This is a genomic window from Brevibacillus laterosporus (assembly GCF_030489605.1).
Lineage (GTDB): Bacteria > Bacillota > Bacilli > Brevibacillales > Brevibacillaceae > Brevibacillus_B > Brevibacillus_B laterosporus_E.
Window position 1 is genome coordinate 1 of the sequence record NZ_JAUKFY010000019.1, and the last position, 21,391, is coordinate 21,391.

Consider the following 21,391-nt stretch of genomic DNA (forward strand, 5'->3'; position numbering starts at 1 on the left):
GGAACATTCGTTCGCTCTTCACCAGATGCGACTCTTATATAATATCATGTCTCTTTTTGTTTTGCAAGTCTTTTTTTCATTTACTTGCGAATCTTTTTTCATGAGCTTCAGAACATTGCGTCCGAGACAACGTAGATTAATATAGCATGTAGATACCCATTAAGTCAATAGCTTTTTTATTTTTATTTTTCGTGTACTACCATATAGGCTTTTTCACGTAAAAACTCTACTTCTCCAGGCAAGAATACCTCGTGTAGTAACCCACGTTTAACCATCTTATCAAGCAAAAGTGGCATGCTTTCTTTACATTCCTCTGATACAATTAGCTCAAACATTTGCTCCAGTCTCCATGGACGATACTCATTTTGCATTCGTTCCAAAAGAAATTCCGATCCTATTTTTATTTTAGCCATCAATTGAATTTCGATTGGAAGCAAAAGCAATTCTATCCGCTTGTCCAAAAATTCTAAACTTGTTATAACTTCTTCATATAATTTATACACCGTAGGAGCTATTGTTTTTACTTTATAAAATACAGGCTCATCAAATATCTCGTCAGCTTCTACTAGCTCAAGACACGCCCAATGAAACAAAGCTTGCAAAGCGTTCTGAAAAGAGTCTGGTATCTTTTGTTGCTGCAACAGTTCCTTAGCTTGAGAGAAATGATGTAATAATGCCATATAGTGTTTATAAATAAGCTGCTTTTTCCTCTCACTTGGCAATTGGAGGAGGCAGGACATTTTATCTTTCATAAAATTAGATCTATCAAAGATTATATCTGCCTGTTTCAAAAGCTGTCTTGCTCGTTTAGGAGCCCCTTGTAAACACCATTGCTGAATTTGCCACTGGCTAACAATGTGCTCCTCCAATGCGATTTTTTTAAATTGGTACTGTTTGACCAGCCAATTAGGTTCGTGATCATTAACAACAATAAAGGATATGAGGTCAACACCCTCTGAAAGAAGTTTAATCTTTTCGGCTTGCTCGATAGCCATAACAGACAAAACATCCGCATCCATGGTCTTTTCCCATAAATACTGCTGATGATATTCCAACAAACTCTCTTTCATTGCTCCCCACACCCCCACTCCGGTTTTCTTACTATATAATCACGAAAGCCTTAACTCCTTTACAGGTTCGCTAAATCAGGAAAGTTTCCTTCTTCACTATTAAAGTTACATTTCTGCAAAAACAACCTTGATTAGAATGAGTATGCTTTACTTCCAACAAGCACATTCCAATATCCTGACGATCGAAATAACTATAAAACTTTTTTGAATCCTTATGCTATACTGACAACGGGAGGTATGCACTTATGAAAAATGTAGACCGTTTAAGTAAGATTAAGCGAATTCGCGGATGGGCTAATTGGAACATGCTTATCGGTATCATCCTCATGTACATAGGGTATATATCTTTTGCCGGTTATTTATTCAAATGGTTTGCCGAGATTCCATTGCTTGGTACGCTTAGTCAACAGCTCAAAGGCTCTCATATGACTTTTACCATCATCCTGATTATCGGCTTTCTGATGATGATGGTCAGTACCGTTCTATATATGGTATCCGGTATGGTCTCAACCACATCTCCACAGGTGCAGTGCCCTTCTTGTGGCAAAGTAACTAAAATGCTGGGAAAAGAAGATGCTTGTATGTTTTGCGGCCAACCGCTTTTACTAGAAGAGGATACTCCAGAACCCCCATCTTCTCTTGAACAGAAGATACGTTCTTAAAGTAGTACAAAAAAACACCAGCCCACCATGCTCTTTCCTCAGCACATAGAATAAAAAAAGGCAGCGAGAAAATCTCCTGCCTTTTTTTCATGTTAATTTAAATTGCTATGAATATGCTGCCAAATCTCTGGCTCCTCAAAGCCGCGGCGCCATGAGGCAACTCCTGCTAAATCATATTTTTTTGAAACCTCTATCCGCTTTTTGAGTGAAGTCTCATCTTCTAGCCACATCTTGTATGTCGCGTTGTCTTGTTTATCAAAATAGCTCACATAATTTTGTCCAGTAGCCTCATCATAAGTGGCTTTCAGATTACGCTCCTCCATCCACTTTTTAGCCCCCGACATGTACAAAGCGCGTGAGGACACCTTTACACTGCCATCATCTTGCTTTACTTCCTTCCATAAACGGGTATAGAAAGGCATACCCAGTAAAAGCTTCTCCTTAGGCACTTCCGTCAATACTTGCTTCAAGCCGTTCTCTACCCATGGCAGTGACGCTACAGAACCTGCTACAGGGCTAGAGCCCCAGTGTTCGTCGTAAGCCATCAGCATCGTGTAATCCACTGCTTCAGCTAAAGCCTTGCGATCTAAGAAATTAGACCAACGATCGCTCCCATGCATCATCGTAACATCAACAGACACCGTTAACTCCTGCTCGTGTAAATATGGTGTTAATTCACGAACAAATTGAACGAATCGCTGCTTGTCATCTAAATATACATCCTCAAAATCGATATTGATCCCGTCAACCTGATACAAATTAGCATATTGCACAATTTGTGTAATCATCTTTTGACGAGTTTCAAAATCAGATAGCACTGCTTTTGTCCAGTCTGGATTAAATCCATTAGATACAACTGCCCATACTTTATATCCTTCGCGATGAGCCCATCTTACATAGGAAGCGTCCGCTTTATTGCCAACCGTTCCTTTGTCGTCTTTTAATTCAAACCAAGTAGGAGCTACCACATGCAATCCCGGCATTTTAGGGATGCTATCCAATTTAGGATTTCGATTAACCACTTGCTCCCAAACCACATTTAATTTTTGCCCGTCCGGCTTCCATGCAGTATTTCGTTCCTTTGGAGCATCAACATTCACTTCTACCTGATAAGAATCTAATTTCTTAACCTGATCCATTGGCAAATAACCAAGAACGCCTTCATTTGATAAAAGATGATACCAGCCATTTGTTTCGTTTAAGATTGTTACCTTTTGACCGTCTGCAAGGTCAGAGACAATGGGACTTTCTTTAGTCGCATCTAATCTCATTGGTAATGTCTTATCTTTTTCAGAGACAACCTGTCCTTGCTGTATGGTATCGCCGTTGTTTTCCACTGAAATAACATCTTTGCCTTCCATTTTCCGCAAATGAATACCATATATTTTTTCTAGCGGGCTAACTGGAACGTATTTTTCCCCGTCAATAATTGTGACAGGTACACGTAAATCAACTGGTTTTTTATTAACAAATGCTTGTAATTTTTCGCTCGGCATTTGGATAACTTTATCTTTGGTAGTAATGATCACTGAGCGACTAGGTTCATCCCAGAATAAGTGCTGGTCGATTTGTTCCTTTAAAAATGAAAAAGGTAACAGCACCTCGTCTTCCTTCATTTGATAGGATTGCAAAACTGCCTTTCCTTTATGTACGATTACCTGTTGGCGCCCATCATACGGAGTAACTCGCTGATGACTACCGTATTGTACATACATCCAGATAAAATATCCTACTACAGCAAGTATGACCAAAAATAGCATCTTAGGAAAAAGCCTATTCCTTCTTCTTTTTCGCCTTGGACGTTTTGACGTCTCCAAATGTATGCTCATGACTCCTCCCAATGTATCTCAGTTCTGTTTGTTCTTCATTATAGAGACAGTTTTCAAAGCTATTTGGTTACAAACTTCTGTACATTTTGCGGTAAAATTCATAAAATGTCGAATCCTATTCTGTATAGCCACTTGTTCCTTAGCTCAGATGCGGTTAATGGAACTGATACGTCCTCTAGCCAATTTACGCTATCAAAATATACAAAAAAAGAACCCTGCACGTCTCAAACAAACGACATGAAGAGTTCTTCCAAAACACCTGTCATTGCTTTGGCTTATTTTCTTGACAGCTTTGGCATACACCATAAACTTCCATGCGATGTCCAGAAACATGAAAGTTAGCTTGTTCACAGGCTGCTGCCTCTACCTGTGACAAGTACGGGAAGTGAAAATCCTGAATAGCCCCGCACTCAGAACAAATAATGTGATAATGTTCATCTTCTACATTCGCATCGAATCGACTGGAAGCATCTCCGTATGTTAATTCGCGAACCAACCCCGCTTCTTTAAATACTCGCAGGTTATTATAGATGGTTGCCACGCTCATATTAGGAAATTTCCCTTCCAATGCTTTATAAATTTCATCAGCAGTTGGATGAGTCATCGTCTCAAGTAAATACGCTAATATGGCATGACGTTGCGGAGTCATACGAACACCTTGATTCTTTAAAATCTCGACAGCTCTCTCGACTTGTTGCATCATCGCCATGCACCTCACATAATATGACCTTTAAAAAGTAAGTAATTAGAAATATTCTTATACGTTAACAATAATCTAATTAGAATTGTTATAAATAAGTGTACGCTGATTCTGGAGGTTCGTCAATAACAAGCTTGCATTTGGGCTTTGTTTCCCTTATTAGCTTGTCCAATCCTCTCTTTTTTTCAAAAGTTCCAGTTAAGATGTCTTCTTCGCTGACACTCTTGGCTTCTTGTTTACTTTTCGAGCTTTCTTGCGTGTTGGGCATACATCCTCTAAGGGGCAAATGTCACATTGCGGGCTTTGTGCCTTGCAGTGATAACGACCGAAAAAGATCATACGATGATGAGTGTCTGACCAATCCTTCTTGGGAATCTTTTTCATAAGGATTTCTTCTACCTGAACAGGAGTAGCTTCGTCAGGACAAAATCCCAATCGTTTTGATATTCGCTCTACATGTGTATCTACAGCGATAGCAGGCACCCCAAATGCAACACTGACTACAACGTTTGCCGTTTTCCGTCCAACGCCAGGCAGCTTTACCAGCTCTTCATGCTTGTTAGGCACTTCTCCTCCGTATTCTTCCAACAACAGACGACAGAGCGACTGGATGTGTTTAGCCTTGTTTTTATAAAGACCAATTTGTCTAATATCGTCCTGGAGCTCTTCTAGCGAAACCTTTAAATAGTCTTCCGGGGTCTTATACTTTTGAAATAGGTGTTCTGTCACTTGGTTTACTTTTTTATCTGTACACTGCGCTGACAACAGTACCGCAATCGTCAACTCAAACGCGTTACTATGAGTAAGCTCACAATGCGCATCAGGAAACATATCCGCCAGCGTCTGTAAAAATAATTTCATGGATAATCGACGCATTTCCTTTTCCCTCCTACTATACTCCGAACCAGTTTTACTTTATGCATGCGTTCTATTGTAACATATGAAAAAATTTGATGAACCCTCTTCCACTAGGGAATTCCATAGTGAAAAAAAGGAAGAGGGCACATGTATAAGCACCATAGATATTTGAATGTAATTCGGCTGAAGAAATGAAAAAACAGGTAAATCTAGGCATTTCATAGAATGATGAATGAACAAGAGGTGCAGAGGAGGAACTTTCGTGAAAGTCTTTATAACAGGCGGGTCAGGATTTGTAGGTCATGGCATTATTGCCGCCTTACTAGAAGCTTCCCATGAGGTACACTGCTTACTTAGACAAGGCTCCGAGTCAAAAATCAAACAATTGTTTTCGAAGGCCGATCACTTCCATCTTCATACGGGGGACATTTTTGAAATAGACTCTCTTCGTGCAGCGATGCGAGAGTGTGATGCGGTTATTCATTTAGTAGGTATTATAAGAGAACAGGCTGGTAAAAAAATTACTTTCTCCCGAATTCATGTTGAAGGGACACGCAATGTACTGCAAGTAGCGAAAGAGCTGTCTATTCACCGCTTTATATTCATGAGCGCACTTGGTACGCGCCCTCAAGCTGTTAGTGGCTACCATCAGACAAAGTATGAAGCGGAACAACTTATAAAAGCCTCTGGAATCCCTTATGTGATATTTCGCCCCTCCGTTATTTTTGGTCCAGGCGATGAATTCGTCACTATGCTGGCTGATTTAGTGCGTCTTCCTTTTACTCCTGTCATTGGAAGCGGTACATATCTCTTGCAGCCTGTGTCTCGGAAAACAGTAGCAGAGATGTTTACGCAAGCACTCGCTAGTGAGCTAGCTACTAATCAGATATATGAAGTAGGCGGTCCCCACAAGCTCTCCTATATGCAAATTCTACAGCACATTGGACATGCGATTGGAAAATCACATGTAAGAACGCTTCATGTACCACTATGGATGATGAAGCCTATCGTTACAATGATGCAAGGGTTTTCCTTTTTTCCTATCACCACAACTCAGTTAACGATGCTACAAGAAGGTAATTTTTGCGAAGATAGCGAGAAATTATACAAAGATTTTCAGATTAACAAAATTGAATTCTCTTCTGGTATATCCGAATATCTTTCACAGATTAGAACAAAGACCAGATAAATTGAAGGAGTTAGAATGAAAAACAGCCTTTCCTTATACACACATATAAGAAAAAGGCTGTTTTGATATTTATTCATGTAAATTAGGTTCAGTTTCTCCTAGCTGACTATTAACATACCGAGCTGCAACAAATAAAAAGTCCGATAAACGGTTCAAATATTTAATAGCAATTGGATTAATTGGTTCTGTCTCCATAAGCTCGGTTGCTCCGCGTTCAGCACGTCTTACTACCGTGCGAGCTACGTGAAGAGCAGCACCGGCAGGATGACCTCCTGGCAAAACAAAATTAGTCAGCGGGAGTAGCTTCGCATCTAAATAATCGATTTGTTTTTCTAAATAATCTACGTCCTCATCAACGATCGGCCAACCTACCTTTTTCCCTTCAGGTGTAGCTAGCTCTGCTCCAATATGAAATAACTTGGTTTGGATCAGATGAAACGTTTCTAACAGTTCAGCCAACTTATGCTCTTTAGGTAAAAAAGATACTGCTGCCCCAACATGCGAGTTAGCCTCATCGCACGTTCCGTATACTTCTACTCGTGGTGCATGCTTAGGAACACGTACGCCATAAACTAAAGATGTTTGACCTTTGTCTCCTGTTTTTGTATAAATCTTCATGTCATACCCACCTTTTCTTCATTTTTATAAGCAACGTAAATAATTACGCCGGGCTAGCCACTATAATGAATTCAGTACTAGTTGCATCAAATGGAGCTTTTGCAAAGCTACCGTAGCGCTCCAAAACCTTAAAACCAGCTAAACGAAGTAAATGATGCAATTCTGTCGGGAAGACGTAACGCAATGTAAAGCGTCCAGTTACACGCTCCTGCATTTTTCCATTTTGATCCAGACGTTCATAGCTGCGTGTCACTTCTGCTAATTGTTGAAAATAATCGTAGCGAGTAAAATCATACATCGCAACTTCCTGTCCATCTCCCAACGGATACATGCCACGAAGCGTCAATTTTTCGCTCTCTTCATAAAGATGCTTGATATGTGGTACAAAGACATTAAAGACTAGCTTACCACCAGGCTGAAGATGGTCTCGTATACAGCGCAATGCCTTCATCTGTTCCTGAATATGAAGCAAATGTAAAAAGGAGCGATAGGGTATCATGATTAAGCCAAACTTTTTTCCTAAGGAGAATTGACGCATATCCCCTTGAACAAAAGACAAATGCTCGATCACACCAGCTTCTTCTGCCTTTGTTACGGCTTTTGCCAACATTTCCTGAGAAATTTCAAGCCCAGTCATGCTGATGCCTGCCTTAGCAAGCGGAATGGTTACTCGTCCGGTCCCACACCCTAATTCTAAAACTTCCCCTTTTGCTGCTTTAGCATATTCTTCGTAAAAAGCCAAATCTCCTGCTAATCCTTGCTGTGTGAGATCATAATAGTCAGCCCAATGATACATATTCATCACTGACCCTCCTATACTACCAACTCGTCCGATAAAATATAAGCCATGATTAATTTAGCAGTATTGTCAAAAGCAGAGGAATGAGTACGCTCATGCGAGTGAGAGGCATCTACACCAGGTCCAATCAATCCATGAACAATATCATATCCAGCTCGCAGTGCGGCACTAGCATCGGAACCATAATACGGATAAATATCAACCTGATAATTAAGTCCGTTTTCATCAGCCAATGCAACTAATTTCTTGCGGAATCCATAATGATAAGGTCCAGAGGAATCCTTGGCGCAGATAGAAACACAATATTCATCAGTTGTTTGGCCCGCACCGATAGCTCCCATATCCACTGCCAAATACTCTACAGTAGCTGCCGGAATGCTTGAATTACCGCCGTACCCAATCTCCTCATTATTACTGATCAAAAAATGTGTCGTGTACGGCAGCTCTAGCTTATCTTCCTGAACTGCTTTTATTATACCTAAAAGAATGGCTACGCTTGCTTTATCATCTAAGTGGCGGGATTTCACGAATCCGCTCTCTGTAACAGTCGTGCGAGGATCAAAAGAGACAAAATCACCAACGCTAATTCCAAGAGCCTTGACCTCTTGAGCATCCGTCACCTTTTCGTCCAGTCTGACCTCCATCAAATCTTCTGTACGCTCTGCCTTGCCGCTGTCGCGATACACGTGAACAGATGCTTTAGAAGTTAAGATTGTTCCTGTATACAGGCGTCCCCCAGCTGTTTCAATCTGGCAGTGCTCACCTTCGATCGCATTCCATGCATAGCCGCCCACCATGGAAAGCTTGAGACGTCCATTGCTTTTTATTTCTTTCACCATAGCACCGAGTGTATCTACATGAGCCGTTAACAAGCGATGCTTATCATTGTTGCGTCCTGATATTGTCGCTAGCAATGCCCCTTTATTAGTACGTTCAACATGTACACCGCTTTTGCTCAATTCCTCAGTTACCCAGGAAATTACTTGATTGGTGTTACCAGATGGACTTGGAATTTGTGCCAATTTGACAAATGTATCAATCATGTAAGACAGGGACAAGTTCATCGAATTCTTCCTCTCCTCTTGCTGTTTTTAAACCAGATGTTCTTTTATGTATGTTACTACTTGCTGCACATGATCCTTTACTTTAACTTTAGGATATATCTGTGCAATCTTGCCTTCTGCATCTAAAATAAAAGTGGAACGCTCAATACCCATATACTCTCGACCATACATTTTTTTGAGTACCCACACTCCATACGCTTCTGCAACGCTATGGTCTTCATCGGCAATTAAAGGAAACGGCAATTCGTGTTTTGCAATAAATTTATCATGGGAGGTAACGCTATCCGGACTTACTCCAAGCACAACTGTGTTAAGAGTGGCAAAATCAGCATGATAATCTCGGAAATCACATGCTTCCGTCGTACATCCAGGCGTGGAGTCCTTTGGATAAAAATAAAGCACGACGTTTTTGCCGCGATAATCTTCTAGGTTTATGGTTTGCCCATTACTTGCAGGTTTTTTAAAAGTTGGTGCTATTTGACCGACTTCCAACATGAAAATCCCTTCTTTCCTTCATTTTTCTTATTGTAACAAAAGTTAGGTGTAGGAAAAAGAAAAGGGAGAAGATGCATTGCACTTTACTTAATAAAACATTACGATTACATAATAGTAAAAATTCCGACCTTTCCAAATAGAAAAAGGAGAACCTGGTGGTGGCTAACGTGATAAAAGAAGTATTTGAAATAACAGATCCTGAGGCACTTAAATCCTTCGCTGTGCCTGAAAGAGTTAAAATTTTACAGCTTTTTGAAGACCTAGAGCCTCGAACTGCAAAGCAAATTGCTACTGAACTGGGGGAAAACGCGGCACGGCTACATTACCACGTTAAAGAATTGGTAAAAGTCGGTCTGTTACAACAAGTGGATACCCGTGTAAAAGGCTCCATTGTAGAAAAATACTATCAGCCAATTGCAAAAGTCATCAGGGCTAATTTGCACCTCGTTGTGGAGGAAAATGCTCAGCAATTAAGCGAAATCATGTTCTCTCCGTTACATGCGGCTGAACAGGAGCTTCTTTATACCATGAATCATCTGGCTTCATCTGACATTGATAAACGAAAGGACTATCAAGACACCTTTGCATACAACTTTGGGAATTTACATTTGACAAAAGAAGAACGTAATCAGCTTTTTAGTGAAATGAAGGATCTCTACCAACGATATAAAGACAACAAGCCGTCAGCTGATCGTCTAAACTTTCATTACCTAAATCTGCTTTTCCCAACCTCACCGCGTCAAGATGATCCTGATAATGCTGCATTCGTAGACGATGATGAATAAGTAGCCAACCTATCCAGAAAGGAGCTGCCGTGCATGCATAAGTCCGATGCATACACCGTACTGTTTGATTTTGACGGAACAATTGCTGATACATTACCAGCCATTTTTACAGCCATGCGCCATACCTTTTATACGTTTCTGCAAGAGGAGTATTCTGATCAGCAGATTATGGAATTATTCGGACCACCGGAAGCGGGAATTATCAAAGATAAGATTCAGCCAGAGAAATATGAGGAAGCTCTTCAGTGCTTTTATGACAAATATGTAGATGAACACCGCGGGCTAGAAACCCCTGCACCTCTGCTCACTATGCTGGAAGCTTTAAAACACGCAGGTATTCAGATGGGAATTATTACGGGGAAAGGCAGAAGAAGCGCTGATCTTTCTCTTGAAGCGCTAAAACTGAACGATTATTTTCAAATTGTCATAGCAGGCGACGAAGTAACAAATCATAAGCCGCATCCTGAAGGCATTATTCATGCAATGCAACAACTCCAAGCCTGCCCGGAACATACTCTTTATGTAGGAGACAGCCAAGCTGATATCACCGCGGCTAGAGCTGCCGGCATTTATGCGGTTGGTGTGAATTGGTTTCCTGCATCGCAAAGCAATGGGATTTTTGATCCTTCTCCCGATGTATTATTTACAGAGCCTGCGATGATGATGGAATGGCTGGTAAAAAGATGGAATATTGACCGTAAATAAGCTCAAAAAAAGAGGCCTCCCTTATCTAGCTAGGAGCGGCCTCTTTTTTCTTTCTGTTTTATGCAAAATTCGTCTCAGCTTACGAAATAACTGGTTTACTTGACGAAGCAGGATTGGTGACTAGTAATCCAAGTCGTGCAGACATTTTGACAAATACAGGGTAAGCAATCAGCGACAGCAGGACACCTTTGATAATGTTAAAAGGTACAATGCCAAGTAAGATCATACTCCACAGGCTTTTCATATGGAACATTTGCAGTAATTGCTCTATCGAAATTGAGTAGAGTACCGCATAGAAAGGCAACAATAAAAAGTAGTTTGCCATAGCCATAATCACTGTCATAACAAGCGTGCCTGCCGTTAGCCCCAGAACAAAACTGACTTTATTTTTATATAAGCGCTGTGTATAAACAGCCAAAAACACAAAGCTTCCGCCTGCAAGCGTATTAGCAATTTCTCCAATAATAAAACCATCTGTGTTTTTTAGCAGAAGATGCAATCCATTCTTTAAGACTTCAATGAGCACTCCCGCTGCCGGGCCAAAGACAAGCCCGCCAATAATGGCCGGTACCGTACTAAAATCAAGCTTTAAAAAAGTCGGCATCAACGGCACATGAAACTCCAGATAGTACAAAAGAAACGCAATGGCTGAAAGCATGGGGATCGTAACCAGCTTTCTCAGACGCTGTCTTTGAATCGTGTGACTTGTTTTTCCTTGCATGTTGACCATCCTCTCTTTATCTTTCTCCTTCTTGAGAGATGGCAACAGCAATCCGCAACCACGTGTTATTTTTTCACTTACTGCCAAACAAACTTACGACGACTGTTCCGCTCCTAGAAAAGAATAAAAAAGCCCCTAAAAAAGCATCATGCTTCTTCAGGGGCATACTGACGATCTTTACCATAATCCAGAGGGTATAGGGAAACTAAGGGCTGTTTATCGAGCAGTCCTCTCCCTCAGCCGACACAACAAAATAAGCACGTGTGCATCGTACTGTCGTCATCCTTCTCCCATCCAGACTGTACTGTCGGCTCTGGATTCTCACCAGATCCTGCACACTTCTGCCTCATTTGAGCAAAAGTGGCTCGCGGGCTAACGCTCGATATGCGCATCACCGCCGGTCGGGAATCTCACCCTGCCCCGAAGGAATTGTGAAATTTTTCTCACGCAACCATTATACTCTGAAATTCCACGTATGACAATATCATTTTATGAAGCTATTCCTCACGAGCCTGCACCGCTATATTTTTTAACCCCTTGGTTCCAGATTAAAATCCCTAAGGTAAAAAAGATGATTCCCATTACAGGAGTCAGCATTGTGTACCCATATAAATCCTCTTTTTTTAAAAAATAAGCAGAAGGATAGAAGCCTACAAATGCGAATGGCAAAATCCATTTCAATAAAATTGCGATTGCATTGTTGTAAATGTCTACTGGATAACGCCCGTAGTTTTGGATATTCCAGATCATAGGAGCTATTCCCGTACGTGAGTCGCTATAAAAGCTCACGGACGCTATTGCAGTATAAACACCACCGTAGATCAAGGTACTGCTCAATACTAACAGGATAAAGATAAAGGGATCGTACCAGGAGATTGTAAGCTGAAGCTTCCATCCCGCATACAGCATAATTAACAGCCCCGTGAGGACTCCAAATATACGATCTGGTGAAATGGATTCCAGCGAAATTTGCGCTAAATGATTGACTGGCCGCGTCAAGATGCGATCCATCTCTCCTCTGATAATATAGCGCTCGTTAAAATCCCAAAAACCAAAAAACATCGTAAACAAGGCATATGGAACCAAAAAGTATCCATAAATAAAAATAATCTCATACATCGTCCAGCCCTGAATGTTTGGAACATGTGTAAATACAACTAAAATGAATACCAGATTTAACAGTTCACTTACGATATTGGACAGCAATTCAGCGATGAAGTTGGCCCGATACGACAGTTTTACTTTAAAATACTGGCTGAGATAATCTTGAAACAAACGTATAACTTGCCCCATCTGGTTATCCTCCCTGCACGACCAAATTTCGTTTTGCACGTTGCCACAACAGAATAATTGGTATAAGCAATAACCCGATCCAAATAACCTGTGTGCCAATGGCTATCCAGGCTTTCTCACCATGGAGTGCCCCTGTAAAAATCATACTAGGCGTAAAATTGATAGCCTGAAACGGCAGATATTGCAAGATCGTTTGGGTGACTCCAGGAAAGAAACTAATCGGAATAACAACGCCTGACAGCAAATCTACCACCATGCGTTTTGCCATAATCATCCCTTCATTTCTCATGAAGAAAAACGTTAGTAGCCCTGTGAGCAAATTAATTTGGGTATTTACCACAAAACCAAATAACAAGCTTACACTGTACATCCCCCATATTTCCCCACTGTTTGGAAATTCGAACGGAATGAAAAACCGAACGATGAGAAGTCCCGGAAAAGCAAAAAACACAAGGCGAAAAATCCCTTCTCCCAATGCTTGTGCTGTTTTGACTGACAGATAATTATAAGGCCGGATCAGCTCAGTAGCTACTTTTCCTTCTCTGACATCCTGACCTATTTCCTGGTCTATATTGTTAAAGTAGAATGCACGAGACATCCAAGCAATTGCTACATAAGAGGTCATTTGAACCAAAGACATGCCAACGAGATTGTCCTGCCCGGAATAGATTGCTCCCCACAAAAAGTAATAAGCTCCGATATTAATCGCATAAATGATGATCCCGCTATAGTAATTTACCCGGTAAGCAAGCATGGTCAGAAAGCGAATTCGTATCAGCTCTTGATAAAGTTTCCACATGCTAAAATCCCCCGCTTGTCGTCGAGTAAATGTTACGTACAATCTCTTCCGTGGAGGTTTCTTTGATTGTTACATCGGTTAGTTCATAGCTAGCCATTACTTGCGTCAAAATGGCCGGCAGCTTTTCATGTTGAAAAGAAACAGATAATGAGTATGCATTGATGCCCTCAATACTGCAATCAAACTCAGATAACGTAGACCGCAGATTCTCTGCTGTCATTTTTTGTTTAAATTGGAATACTACTTCGGTTTTATTCCCCCAGCGTTCCTTCAAATCAGTTAAGAGTCCGTCAAAAATCAACTTGCCGCTGTCCATCACTAAGACTCGTTTACACAGTGCCTCAATATCAGATACATCGTGTGTAGTAAGTAAAATGGTGGTATTTTCCGTTTCGTTTAAACTTTTTAGGAAGTCACGAATCTTTTGTTTTACCAGTACATCTAAGCCTACTGTTGGCTCATCAAGGAACAGCAGCTTCGGTTTATGAATAAGAGCAGCAGCGATTTCGCAACGCATTCTCTGCCCAAGACTTAACTTGCGGACAGGCTGCTGAATAAACGATCCCATGTCTAATTCTTCTATTAAACGATCCTGCCACGCCTGTCCTGCTTCCTCCTCTACCTTATAGACCCGGCGCAACAGACGAAACGACTCTAATGGAGACAAGTCCCACCACAGTTGTGAACGTTGCCCAAAAACGACCCCGATGGACTCAACATATTTTTCTCGATCCCGGTACGGATGATAGCCATTTATTAAAATCTCTCCGCTAGAAGGGGTTAAAATGCCTGTGAGCATTTTGATAGTCGTTGATTTCCCGGCTCCATTTTCACCGATTAAGGCAAACATCTCGCCTGCTTGTACCTCGAAGCTAAGCTCATGAACAGCACGAACTGTTTTATATTCTCGTTGAAAGAGATCGCGAAAAGCACCAGACAAGCCATTGCGAGCTTGGTGAATGCGAAATACTTTCTCTAATTGCGTAACATTTATCATATTTCTCGCGTTCCTTCCTCTCCTGCTTTATGAGTAACTGCCACGATAGATAGTGTATATGAGCCAAAGACAACTTGCAAAAAGAAACTTGCTCCAAATACACTTGGTATCCTATGTTATGATAAAAGGGTCGAAAAAGGAGTGAAAGAAATCATGAATCGTGAACAATCAACTAAACTGCATGAACAAGCTTACGGTGTCATTGTCGGGGGCGTAAACAGCCCTTCCCGTTCGTTTAAGGCCGTTGGTGGCGGTTCTCCTGTCGTCATGGCCAAAGCACAAGGAGCTTATTTTTGGGACGTAGATGGAAATAAATACATAGATTATCTGGCAGCGTACGGTCCCATCATTACCGGTCATGCTCATCCACACGTTACAAAGGCAATCGTGGACGCCGCACAAAATGGCACACTGTATGGTACGCCAACTCCTTGGGAGATTACCTTTGCTGAGATGATCAGGGAAGCAATTCCTTCCATGGAACGTATTCGTTTCAATAACTCGGGTACAGAATCTGTTATGACGTGCATTCGTGTAGCTCGCGCCTATACCAATCGCACAAAAATCATTAAATTCGCAGGCTGCTACCACGGTCATTCTGATTTAGTCCTAGTAGCTGCAGGTTCTGGTCCTTCCACACTAGGTATTCCAGATAGCGCTGGCATCCCGCAAAGCATTGCTAATGAGGTTATTACCGTTCCATTTAATAATGTTGACGCGTATAAAGATGCGCTAGAAAAATGGGGACATGAAATTGCTGCTGTTTTAGTCGAGCCAATTGTTGGTAACTTCGGTATCGTGACGCCTCAAAAAGGCTTCCTGGAAGAAGTTAATCGCCTGACTCACGAGGCCGGTGCCCTTGTGGTGTATGACGAGGTAATCACTGCCTTCCGCTTCTGCTATGGCGGAGCACAGAACTTATTGGGAGTAGAGCCTGATTTGACTGCCTTAGGTAAAATTATCGGCGGCGGGTTGCCAATTGGGGCATATGGCGGTCGTCGTGAAATCATGGAGCAAGTAGCACCTCTTGGACCTGCTTATCAGGCTGGTACACATGCAGGAAACCCTGCCTCCATTAAAGCGGGTATCGCATGCTTAGAAGTTCTCAAACAACCAGGCGTATACGAAGAACTCGATCGTCTCGGTATGCTCTTGGAAGCCGGGATTAGTAAAGCTGCAGAAAGCCACGGCATAACTATTCGCATTAATCGCGTAAAAGGTGCTTTAGCTGTTTATTTTACCGATGCAACCGTTACGGATTATGATGGAGCCCAAAGTGCTGATGGAGAACAGTTTGCCCAATTCTTCCGTTTGCTATTGGACGAAGGGATTTGTCTGGCTCCTTCTAAATATGAGGCTTGGTTTATCACAACAGCTCATACTGAGTCGGATATTAAACAGACAATCGAAGCAGTAGACCGTTGCTTTGCTAAAATGGCACAGAAATAAGCATAAAAAGACCTCCAAACGTGTAAGAATATGGAGGTCTTTCTTATTTTCCATTTGGAAAAAAACGCTCTGACAAACTTCCGGCTTTCGGGGAAAACTACTGGTGTCTTCACTCAAAAAGCGTAATACAGGAGGGCTAGTCAATGTCCAGAGGTAAAAATGATTTTCCACAAGCACCAGAACAAACCTTTACGGATCCCAAGATGAGTGCAAAGCCACTGGAATTTTTAAGCTTCCAGAATCCACGTAAAACAGAACATCACAAAACAAAGCAGCATAATACAGACAATCGGGACGAATAGTCATGACAGCCCCCATTACAGGGGGTTGTTTTTTTGTATAATTTATACAATTTTATACCAAAATATTGCTTAACAATTCGATAAACACACAAATACAAGAAAAAAATTTGCATAAAAACGCTTACATTTGTATAATTAACTGTTTTGATATTGTTTTGCTTGCCTCTTTCGTGTTATTCTCAATGGTAACTAACGATATGCTTCCCCTGTTTGCACAATGAACATCCACATTGAGTCCAATCTTCTATAAAAAGGACTTTTACTCAACTGTCTTAGAAGAACTAAGGAGGTGGAGGTCAGACCTACTGACCGTTACTATGCAAAAGATAAATGAAAAGCATATGCACATCAGCAACTTTCGGAATTATCACACAACAGAACATGATAGCTGCGGAATTATCTGTATCATCGAAAAAACAGGAACACCTACAAGGAAAAATGTAGATGAAACGATTCGGACCTTAGTGCAAATGGAGCATCGCTCTGGGTTTATTGATGGAGAAGGTGACGGATGTGGTGTATTAACTGATATCCCTCGCTATCTTTGGGAAAAATATTTGGAAAACTCACTCTTCGAAAGCGATTTGGCATATGATCCTTCCTTTGCAGTTGCTCATATTTTTGTTCCCCGCAAAGGACATGAGGTAGAAAAGGTTCAGGAAGGAATCGGCTTGCTTATAAAAAAACACGGCTTAACTATTTTAGCTGAGCGTGAAAATCAAGTTCATTCAAACGTTTTAGGAAAAAACGCACGGCAGGATGAACCACTCTTTTGGCAAATCGCTTTAATGCCGGACCAAGCTATCCACCCAACCACATTAACGCCTGAACAATACGCCGGATTATTATTTGAACTCCATGTTGAAATTGAAGATACCTGTCATGTACATGTTGCTTCCCTCAGCAATCACACCGTTTCTTATAAATTAATGGGCGCAGCGAACATCTTACCCCACTATTTCGCAGATTTAGCTGATCCATCCTTCACCTCTGCTGTTACAATCGGTCATAATCGCTACTCAACCAACACATTGTCTAATTTTTTCAGAGTCCAGCCCTTTTCTTTACTAGGACATAATGGAGAGATTAATACCATTAGTAAACTTGAAGAAGAGGCCCGCATGCTGCAAGTACCGTTAGTCGACGGTGGCAGTGACTCTCAAAATCTAAACCGTACCGTCGAAACCTTTATTCATCGCTATGGATTAACCCTGTTTGAATCCTTAGAGGTTATTTTTCCACCTATCCACAATGAAATAAAATTATTGTCTCATGATTTACAGGATTTATACACGTACCTCCGACAGGCTTGGGGGCACTTTGCTCAAGGTCCCGCTGGTATCGTTTCCCGCTACGCCGATCAATGCGTTTTTAGTGTGGACTCCTTGGGATTGCGTCCCGTCTGGATGGTAGAAAGCGAAGAATCCCTTTATTTCTCCTCTGAACAAGGCATTATTCCTGTGTCTGAAATGGTAAGCGAGCCAAAGTCATTAGCCCCTGGCGAAAAAATTGGTGTCCAGCTAAGCCAGCAAGGTATCAAAATCTTTCGTCATTCAAAGCTGCAAGAGCTTGTTAGAGCCAGCTTTCAGACAAAAATTTCCTACCAACGCTTCCGACAGCATTTACATTACGCCTATCAAAGCGAAATGGTCGCTCCTTCTTATGATTATGAAGCACCTACTCCTCAAGCATTTAGTGCATTTGGCTGGGATCGGGAGCAAATCCAGCTTATTGAGCAAATGGCTTCTAACGGTGCAGAGCCGATTCGTTCGCTTGGCTATGACGGACCACTCGCTGCCCTTTCCAAAGAACGTCAAAATATCAGCGATTACATTAAAGAAAGCGTGGCAGTCGTAACTAATCCGGCAATCGACAGAGATCGAGAAATTGAACATTTTTCAACGCGTGTGGTTTTAGGAAAAAGAACATCCCTGTCACAAAAGGAAACCGAACCGCATACTCGCATGGAGATCGCTTCACCGCTGCTCGTAGAAGGACAATCGTTCCAAGAGCTTGCATCTGCTCAAGGTATGATGACTTTAGAACAAATTATTTCTTGCTTCCATACAAATCCGCATAGTGTAGCCGTCTTGCCAACCGTATTTCGAGAAACAGAACGTTTATCGGAAGCCCTGGATCGTCTTGCTCGAGAAGCATGTCAAGCTGTGGAAAAAGGAGCCGCCTTATTAATTCTTGATGACTCAATGGTTCATATTGAAAATCAATATTTTATCGATCCTTTACTTATAACATCCTATATTGACAGAGCGCTCAAGCAAGCTGAATCCTCTAGTCATAATCTACGCAGACAAGTAAGCATCGTCGTTCGATCCGGTGCTATTCGTTCCTTGCATGACATCGCTCTTCTGCTGGGAAGCGGTGCAGAGGCAGTGGCTCCACACGTATTGTTTGCCACTGTATTTGCAAAGGGCGGAACAGAAGCAGTTCAAAATCTATTTGCCGCTTTAACAAAAGGGCTCGAAAAAGTCACATCAACAATCGGCATTCATGAGCTACGCGGCTACGGGCGCCTTTTTTCTGCAATAGGTCTGCATGAGGAAGTGGCTAATATTCTGCAAATCCCAACCTTCTGCGGTTCAGATAAAGCTGGTCTCTCACTTGACCAGTTAGAAGAAGAAAGTCGTCAGCGCTACGAATTATATAAAGACGAAAAAGCACGTGAGGCTCGAACCTTCCACCTATTCCCACGGTTATGGAAGGCAATCGGGCAAATTGCCAGCGCTGAAATTCCTTATGCCGATTATGCATTAAAATTAGAGGAAAATGAGCAGGAAAACCCGATCTCCATCCGTCACTTAACCGATATTGCTTATGAGAAAAGAAGCACTCAGCATGATACGGCTCGGATTGAACCCGATCAAGTGGACAACAGCGTAGGGGAGCATTCATTGCCGTTTATGATTTCTTCTATGTCATTTGGCTCACAAAACGAGACAGCCTTCCGTGCCTATGCGGAAGCGGCTGATCGCCTTAATATGATTTCCATGAACGGTGAAGGCGGAGAAATTAAAGATATGCTGGGCAAATATCCGCGTACCCGCGGTCAGCAGATAGCGTCAGGACGATTTGGCGTTAATGTTGAGTTAGCTAACTCTTCAAACCTATTGGAAATCAAAATCGGTCAAGGAGCAAAACCAGGTGAGGGCGGACATTTACCCGGCTCGAAGGTTACAGAAAAGATTGCTGCTGCCCGTAATGCTACCGTAGGGTCCGATCTAATTTCACCTTCCAACAACCATGATATCTATTCGATTGAAGATTTGGCTCAGATGATTACAGAATTAAAAACAGCCAATCATCAAGCAAAAGTATGCGTTAAGGTGCCTATCGTGCCTAATATTGGAACTATTGCTGTGGGAATAGCCAAAGCTGGTGCTGATTATATTACCCTGTCAGGATTTGATGGTGGCACAGGAGCTGCCCGTGTGCATGCCCTGCAACACGTCGGGCTCCCCGCTGAGATAGGTGTAAAGGCGGCTCATAATGCCTTACTGGAGGCCGGTCTGCGCAATCAGGTAGAGATTTGGGCAGATGGTGGCGTCAAAAGCGCACTGGATGTGGCTAAATTAATGATGCTGGGGGCTAATCGCATTGGCTTTGCTACATTAGCTATGATTGCTGTAGGTTGTACTACCTGTCGCGGCTGTCACTTAGATACTTGTCATGTTGGAATAGCCACGCAAATTGATAATTTGGAAGAAGCCCACGAAAAGGGCTTACGCCGATTTGTTCCGCGTCAATTCGATTTTGCCGTCTTGGGACTTACTAATCTGTTCACCCAATTTGGGCAAGAACTACAGCGAATTACTGCTAAACTTGGATTTACCCATTCGCAAGACCTCGTAGGTCGCTCCGATTTGCTAGTGCAGGCTCGTGGCTTAGACCAAATGGATTTGGAGTCATTGCTCTATGTCCATCCCTTATTTGCTACTCCCAAGCATCGCGAAGCTAGTTATGAATCCACAGCCGCGAAAGTATTGGTTGCCGCAGGAGCAATTGAAAACGCAGAGCAAGTTCAGGAAAAATATCCCTATGTAAGTCAGGATCAGCCGATTCAGCACAATTTCTCGGCCATTTTATCAGGGGAACGAGTATTGGGAAGTCGTTGGTCAGGAGCCCGTGTGAAGCCTTATTTAGACGGAAGCTATATGTCCTTACCAGAGGTATCCTTGCATTTTGATCACGGCAGTGTTCCAGGAAACGGGCTTGCGGCCTACAATGCAGAGGGTGTGAGAATTCGCGTACAAGGCGGAGCACAAGATGGTGTTGGTAAAACGAGCTTTGGAGGTGTTGTCTCCATTCTCAAGTCTAAAGGAGCCCGCGGGCACTATATCAATGGCTCTGTCGGAAAAAGCTTTTGCTACGGAGCACAGAAGGGACTGTTTATCGTTCAAGGAAATGCTGATTCTCGTGCCTGCATTCGTCTCTCAGGTGCAGACGTTGTATTTGGCGGCGCTATTACAGAGCCACTTCAAGATCATTTAGGAGGCCTAGGGGCCCGTGCCAATCTAAAAGGCTTCGCTTTTGAATACATGACAAATGGCCGCGCCGTCGTGTTAGGTGATCCAGGCCCGTGGATTTGTGCTGGAATGACCGGTGGTACGGTATATGTTCGACTGCAACCAGAACTAGGCTTTGATGAAGATGCCCTGAAACGCCGTATTGCCAAAGGTGCCAAAGTCTTCATTTACAAGCTTGATTCCAAAGGTATCTCTGATGTATCCGAGCTGGTAACAAAATATAAAGAAGAGTTATTGGCAACAGAACAATATGAAGAAGCAGGCCTCATTCAAAAATTATTGGAGCATCCAGAAGCTCATTTTGTCCAAATCACCCCTAAAAAAGAGCAAGCTGATCCTTCTGTATCAACTGAGTAAGAAAAGAAGAGAGCCAGAAAGCAAGCCCCGTTGTGGGCTTGTTTTTTATTTGATCATTTTTTGTGGTAATATCAAAATAAATGAAACCTTTTATAAGTTAATACGTATGTAAATTAACTGGCAAGGCTGAGATAACGAGCTACTAAACGATTTATTTT

General features: G+C 42.1%; 19 protein-coding genes and 1 riboswitch. Of the genes, 7 read left to right on the forward strand and 12 right to left on the reverse strand.

Annotated features, from left to right (window positions below):
- Nucleotides 1-182: 182 nt before the first annotated feature.
- Nucleotides 183-1,070 carry a nucleotidyltransferase-like protein gene (locus tag QZ995_RS17710; RefSeq protein ID WP_301809461.1) on the reverse strand — a complete coding sequence of 296 codons (888 nt, stop codon included), beginning with the start codon at nt 1,068-1,070 and terminating at the stop codon, nt 183-185.
- Between the two features lie 245 nt (nt 1,071-1,315).
- Between QZ995_RS17710 and QZ995_RS17715 the strand changes: the two genes are divergently transcribed.
- On the forward strand, nt 1,316-1,732 hold the full coding sequence (locus QZ995_RS17715) for a DUF2614 family zinc ribbon-containing protein (RefSeq protein WP_301809463.1): 417 nt from the start codon (nt 1,316-1,318) through the stop codon (nt 1,730-1,732).
- 92 nt (nt 1,733-1,824) lie between these two features.
- Here the strand turns inward: QZ995_RS17715 and QZ995_RS17720 are convergent, their stop codons facing one another.
- From QZ995_RS17720 to nth, 3 genes are all read right to left on the reverse strand, one after another.
- Nucleotides 1,825-3,561 (reverse strand): glycosyl hydrolase family 18 protein, encoded by a 1,737-nt coding sequence (locus QZ995_RS17720; RefSeq protein ID WP_301809466.1) that lies wholly within the window; start codon nt 3,559-3,561, stop codon nt 1,825-1,827.
- Between the two features lie 262 nt (nt 3,562-3,823).
- A complete protein-coding gene (gene perR, locus QZ995_RS17725) occupies nt 3,824-4,264 on the reverse strand; it encodes a peroxide-responsive transcriptional repressor PerR (RefSeq protein WP_301809467.1) in 441 nt (146 codons plus the stop codon).
- A gap of 195 nt (nt 4,265-4,459) precedes the next feature.
- Nucleotides 4,460-5,137, reverse strand: a complete 678-nt coding sequence (gene nth / locus QZ995_RS17730; protein WP_301809470.1) for an endonuclease III — start codon at nt 5,135-5,137, stop codon at nt 4,460-4,462.
- 244 nt (nt 5,138-5,381) lie between these two features.
- Here nth and QZ995_RS17735 point away from each other — a divergent pair, with 244 nt between their 5' ends.
- Nucleotides 5,382-6,308, forward strand: a complete 927-nt coding sequence (locus QZ995_RS17735; RefSeq protein WP_301809473.1) for a complex I NDUFA9 subunit family protein — start codon at nt 5,382-5,384, stop codon at nt 6,306-6,308.
- Nucleotides 6,309-6,377: 69 nt separating this feature from the next.
- Here QZ995_RS17735 and QZ995_RS17740 read toward each other — a convergent pair whose 3' ends face one another.
- From QZ995_RS17740 to bcp, 4 genes are read right to left on the reverse strand one after another with little or no spacing between them, the layout of a single operon-like run.
- Nucleotides 6,378-6,926 (reverse strand): cob(I)yrinic acid a,c-diamide adenosyltransferase, encoded by a 549-nt coding sequence (locus tag QZ995_RS17740; RefSeq protein WP_301809474.1) that lies wholly within the window; start codon nt 6,924-6,926, stop codon nt 6,378-6,380.
- Nucleotides 6,927-6,969: 43 nt separating this feature from the next.
- Complete coding sequence (locus QZ995_RS17745) at nt 6,970-7,722, reverse strand: class I SAM-dependent methyltransferase (RefSeq protein WP_301809654.1); 753 nt, start codon at nt 7,720-7,722, stop codon at nt 6,970-6,972.
- A 17-nt stretch (nt 7,723-7,739) separates the two neighbouring features.
- The gene (locus QZ995_RS17750) at nt 7,740-8,789 is read right to left on the reverse strand and encodes a M42 family metallopeptidase (protein WP_301809476.1); all 1,050 of its coding nucleotides are present in this window, start codon (nt 8,787-8,789) and stop codon (nt 7,740-7,742) included.
- Nucleotides 8,790-8,816: 27 nt separating this feature from the next.
- The gene (gene bcp, locus QZ995_RS17755) at nt 8,817-9,284 is read right to left on the reverse strand and encodes a thioredoxin-dependent thiol peroxidase (RefSeq protein ID WP_301809478.1); all 468 of its coding nucleotides are present in this window, start codon (nt 9,282-9,284) and stop codon (nt 8,817-8,819) included.
- 158 nt (nt 9,285-9,442) lie between these two features.
- On the opposite strand from bcp, the gene QZ995_RS17760 reads away from it, so the two are divergent.
- Both QZ995_RS17760 and QZ995_RS17765 read left to right on the forward strand, forming a co-directional pair.
- Nucleotides 9,443-10,069 (forward strand): helix-turn-helix domain-containing protein, encoded by a 627-nt coding sequence (locus tag QZ995_RS17760; protein ID WP_301809480.1) that lies wholly within the window; start codon nt 9,443-9,445, stop codon nt 10,067-10,069.
- Nucleotides 10,070-10,102: 33 nt separating this feature from the next.
- The gene (locus QZ995_RS17765; protein WP_301809482.1) at nt 10,103-10,774 is read left to right on the forward strand and encodes an HAD family hydrolase; all 672 of its coding nucleotides are present in this window, start codon (nt 10,103-10,105) and stop codon (nt 10,772-10,774) included.
- Nucleotides 10,775-10,853: 79 nt separating this feature from the next.
- On the opposite strand, the gene QZ995_RS17770 is transcribed toward QZ995_RS17765, so the two are convergent.
- The 4 genes from QZ995_RS17770 to QZ995_RS17785 all read right to left on the reverse strand — a co-directional run bounded on the left by QZ995_RS17770 (nt 10,854) and on the right by QZ995_RS17785 (nt 14,584).
- Nucleotides 10,854-11,495 carry an ECF transporter S component gene (locus QZ995_RS17770; protein ID WP_301809483.1) on the reverse strand — a complete coding sequence of 214 codons (642 nt, stop codon included), beginning with the start codon at nt 11,493-11,495 and terminating at the stop codon, nt 10,854-10,856.
- A gap of 278 nt (nt 11,496-11,773) precedes the next feature.
- Nucleotides 11,774-11,927, reverse strand: a riboswitch (FMN riboswitch).
- Between the two features lie 72 nt (nt 11,928-11,999).
- Nucleotides 12,000-12,788, reverse strand: coding sequence for an ABC transporter permease (locus QZ995_RS17775; protein ID WP_301809484.1), 789 nt, complete (start codon nt 12,786-12,788; stop codon nt 12,000-12,002).
- Nucleotides 12,789-12,792: 4 nt separating this feature from the next.
- Nucleotides 12,793-13,587: an ABC transporter permease gene (locus QZ995_RS17780; protein ID WP_301809486.1), complete on the reverse strand. Its 795-nt coding sequence runs from the start codon at nt 13,585-13,587 to the stop codon at nt 12,793-12,795.
- Nucleotide 13,588: 1 nt separating this feature from the next.
- On the reverse strand, nt 13,589-14,584 hold the full coding sequence (locus tag QZ995_RS17785) for an ABC transporter ATP-binding protein (RefSeq protein ID WP_301809488.1): 996 nt from the start codon (nt 14,582-14,584) through the stop codon (nt 13,589-13,591).
- A gap of 153 nt (nt 14,585-14,737) precedes the next feature.
- Between QZ995_RS17785 and QZ995_RS17790 the strand changes: the two genes are divergently transcribed.
- The 3 genes from QZ995_RS17790 (at nt 14,738) to QZ995_RS17800 (ending at nt 21,233) form a co-directional block, all read left to right on the forward strand.
- Nucleotides 14,738-16,033, forward strand: coding sequence for a glutamate-1-semialdehyde 2,1-aminomutase (locus QZ995_RS17790; protein ID WP_301809490.1), 1,296 nt, complete (start codon nt 14,738-14,740; stop codon nt 16,031-16,033).
- Between the two features lie 143 nt (nt 16,034-16,176).
- The gene (locus QZ995_RS17795) at nt 16,177-16,335 is read left to right on the forward strand and encodes a hypothetical protein (RefSeq protein ID WP_301809493.1); all 159 of its coding nucleotides are present in this window, start codon (nt 16,177-16,179) and stop codon (nt 16,333-16,335) included.
- A 317-nt stretch (nt 16,336-16,652) separates the two neighbouring features.
- The gene (locus QZ995_RS17800; protein ID WP_301809496.1) at nt 16,653-21,233 is read left to right on the forward strand and encodes a glutamate synthase-related protein; all 4,581 of its coding nucleotides are present in this window, start codon (nt 16,653-16,655) and stop codon (nt 21,231-21,233) included.
- Nucleotides 21,234-21,391: the final 158 nt, after the last annotated feature.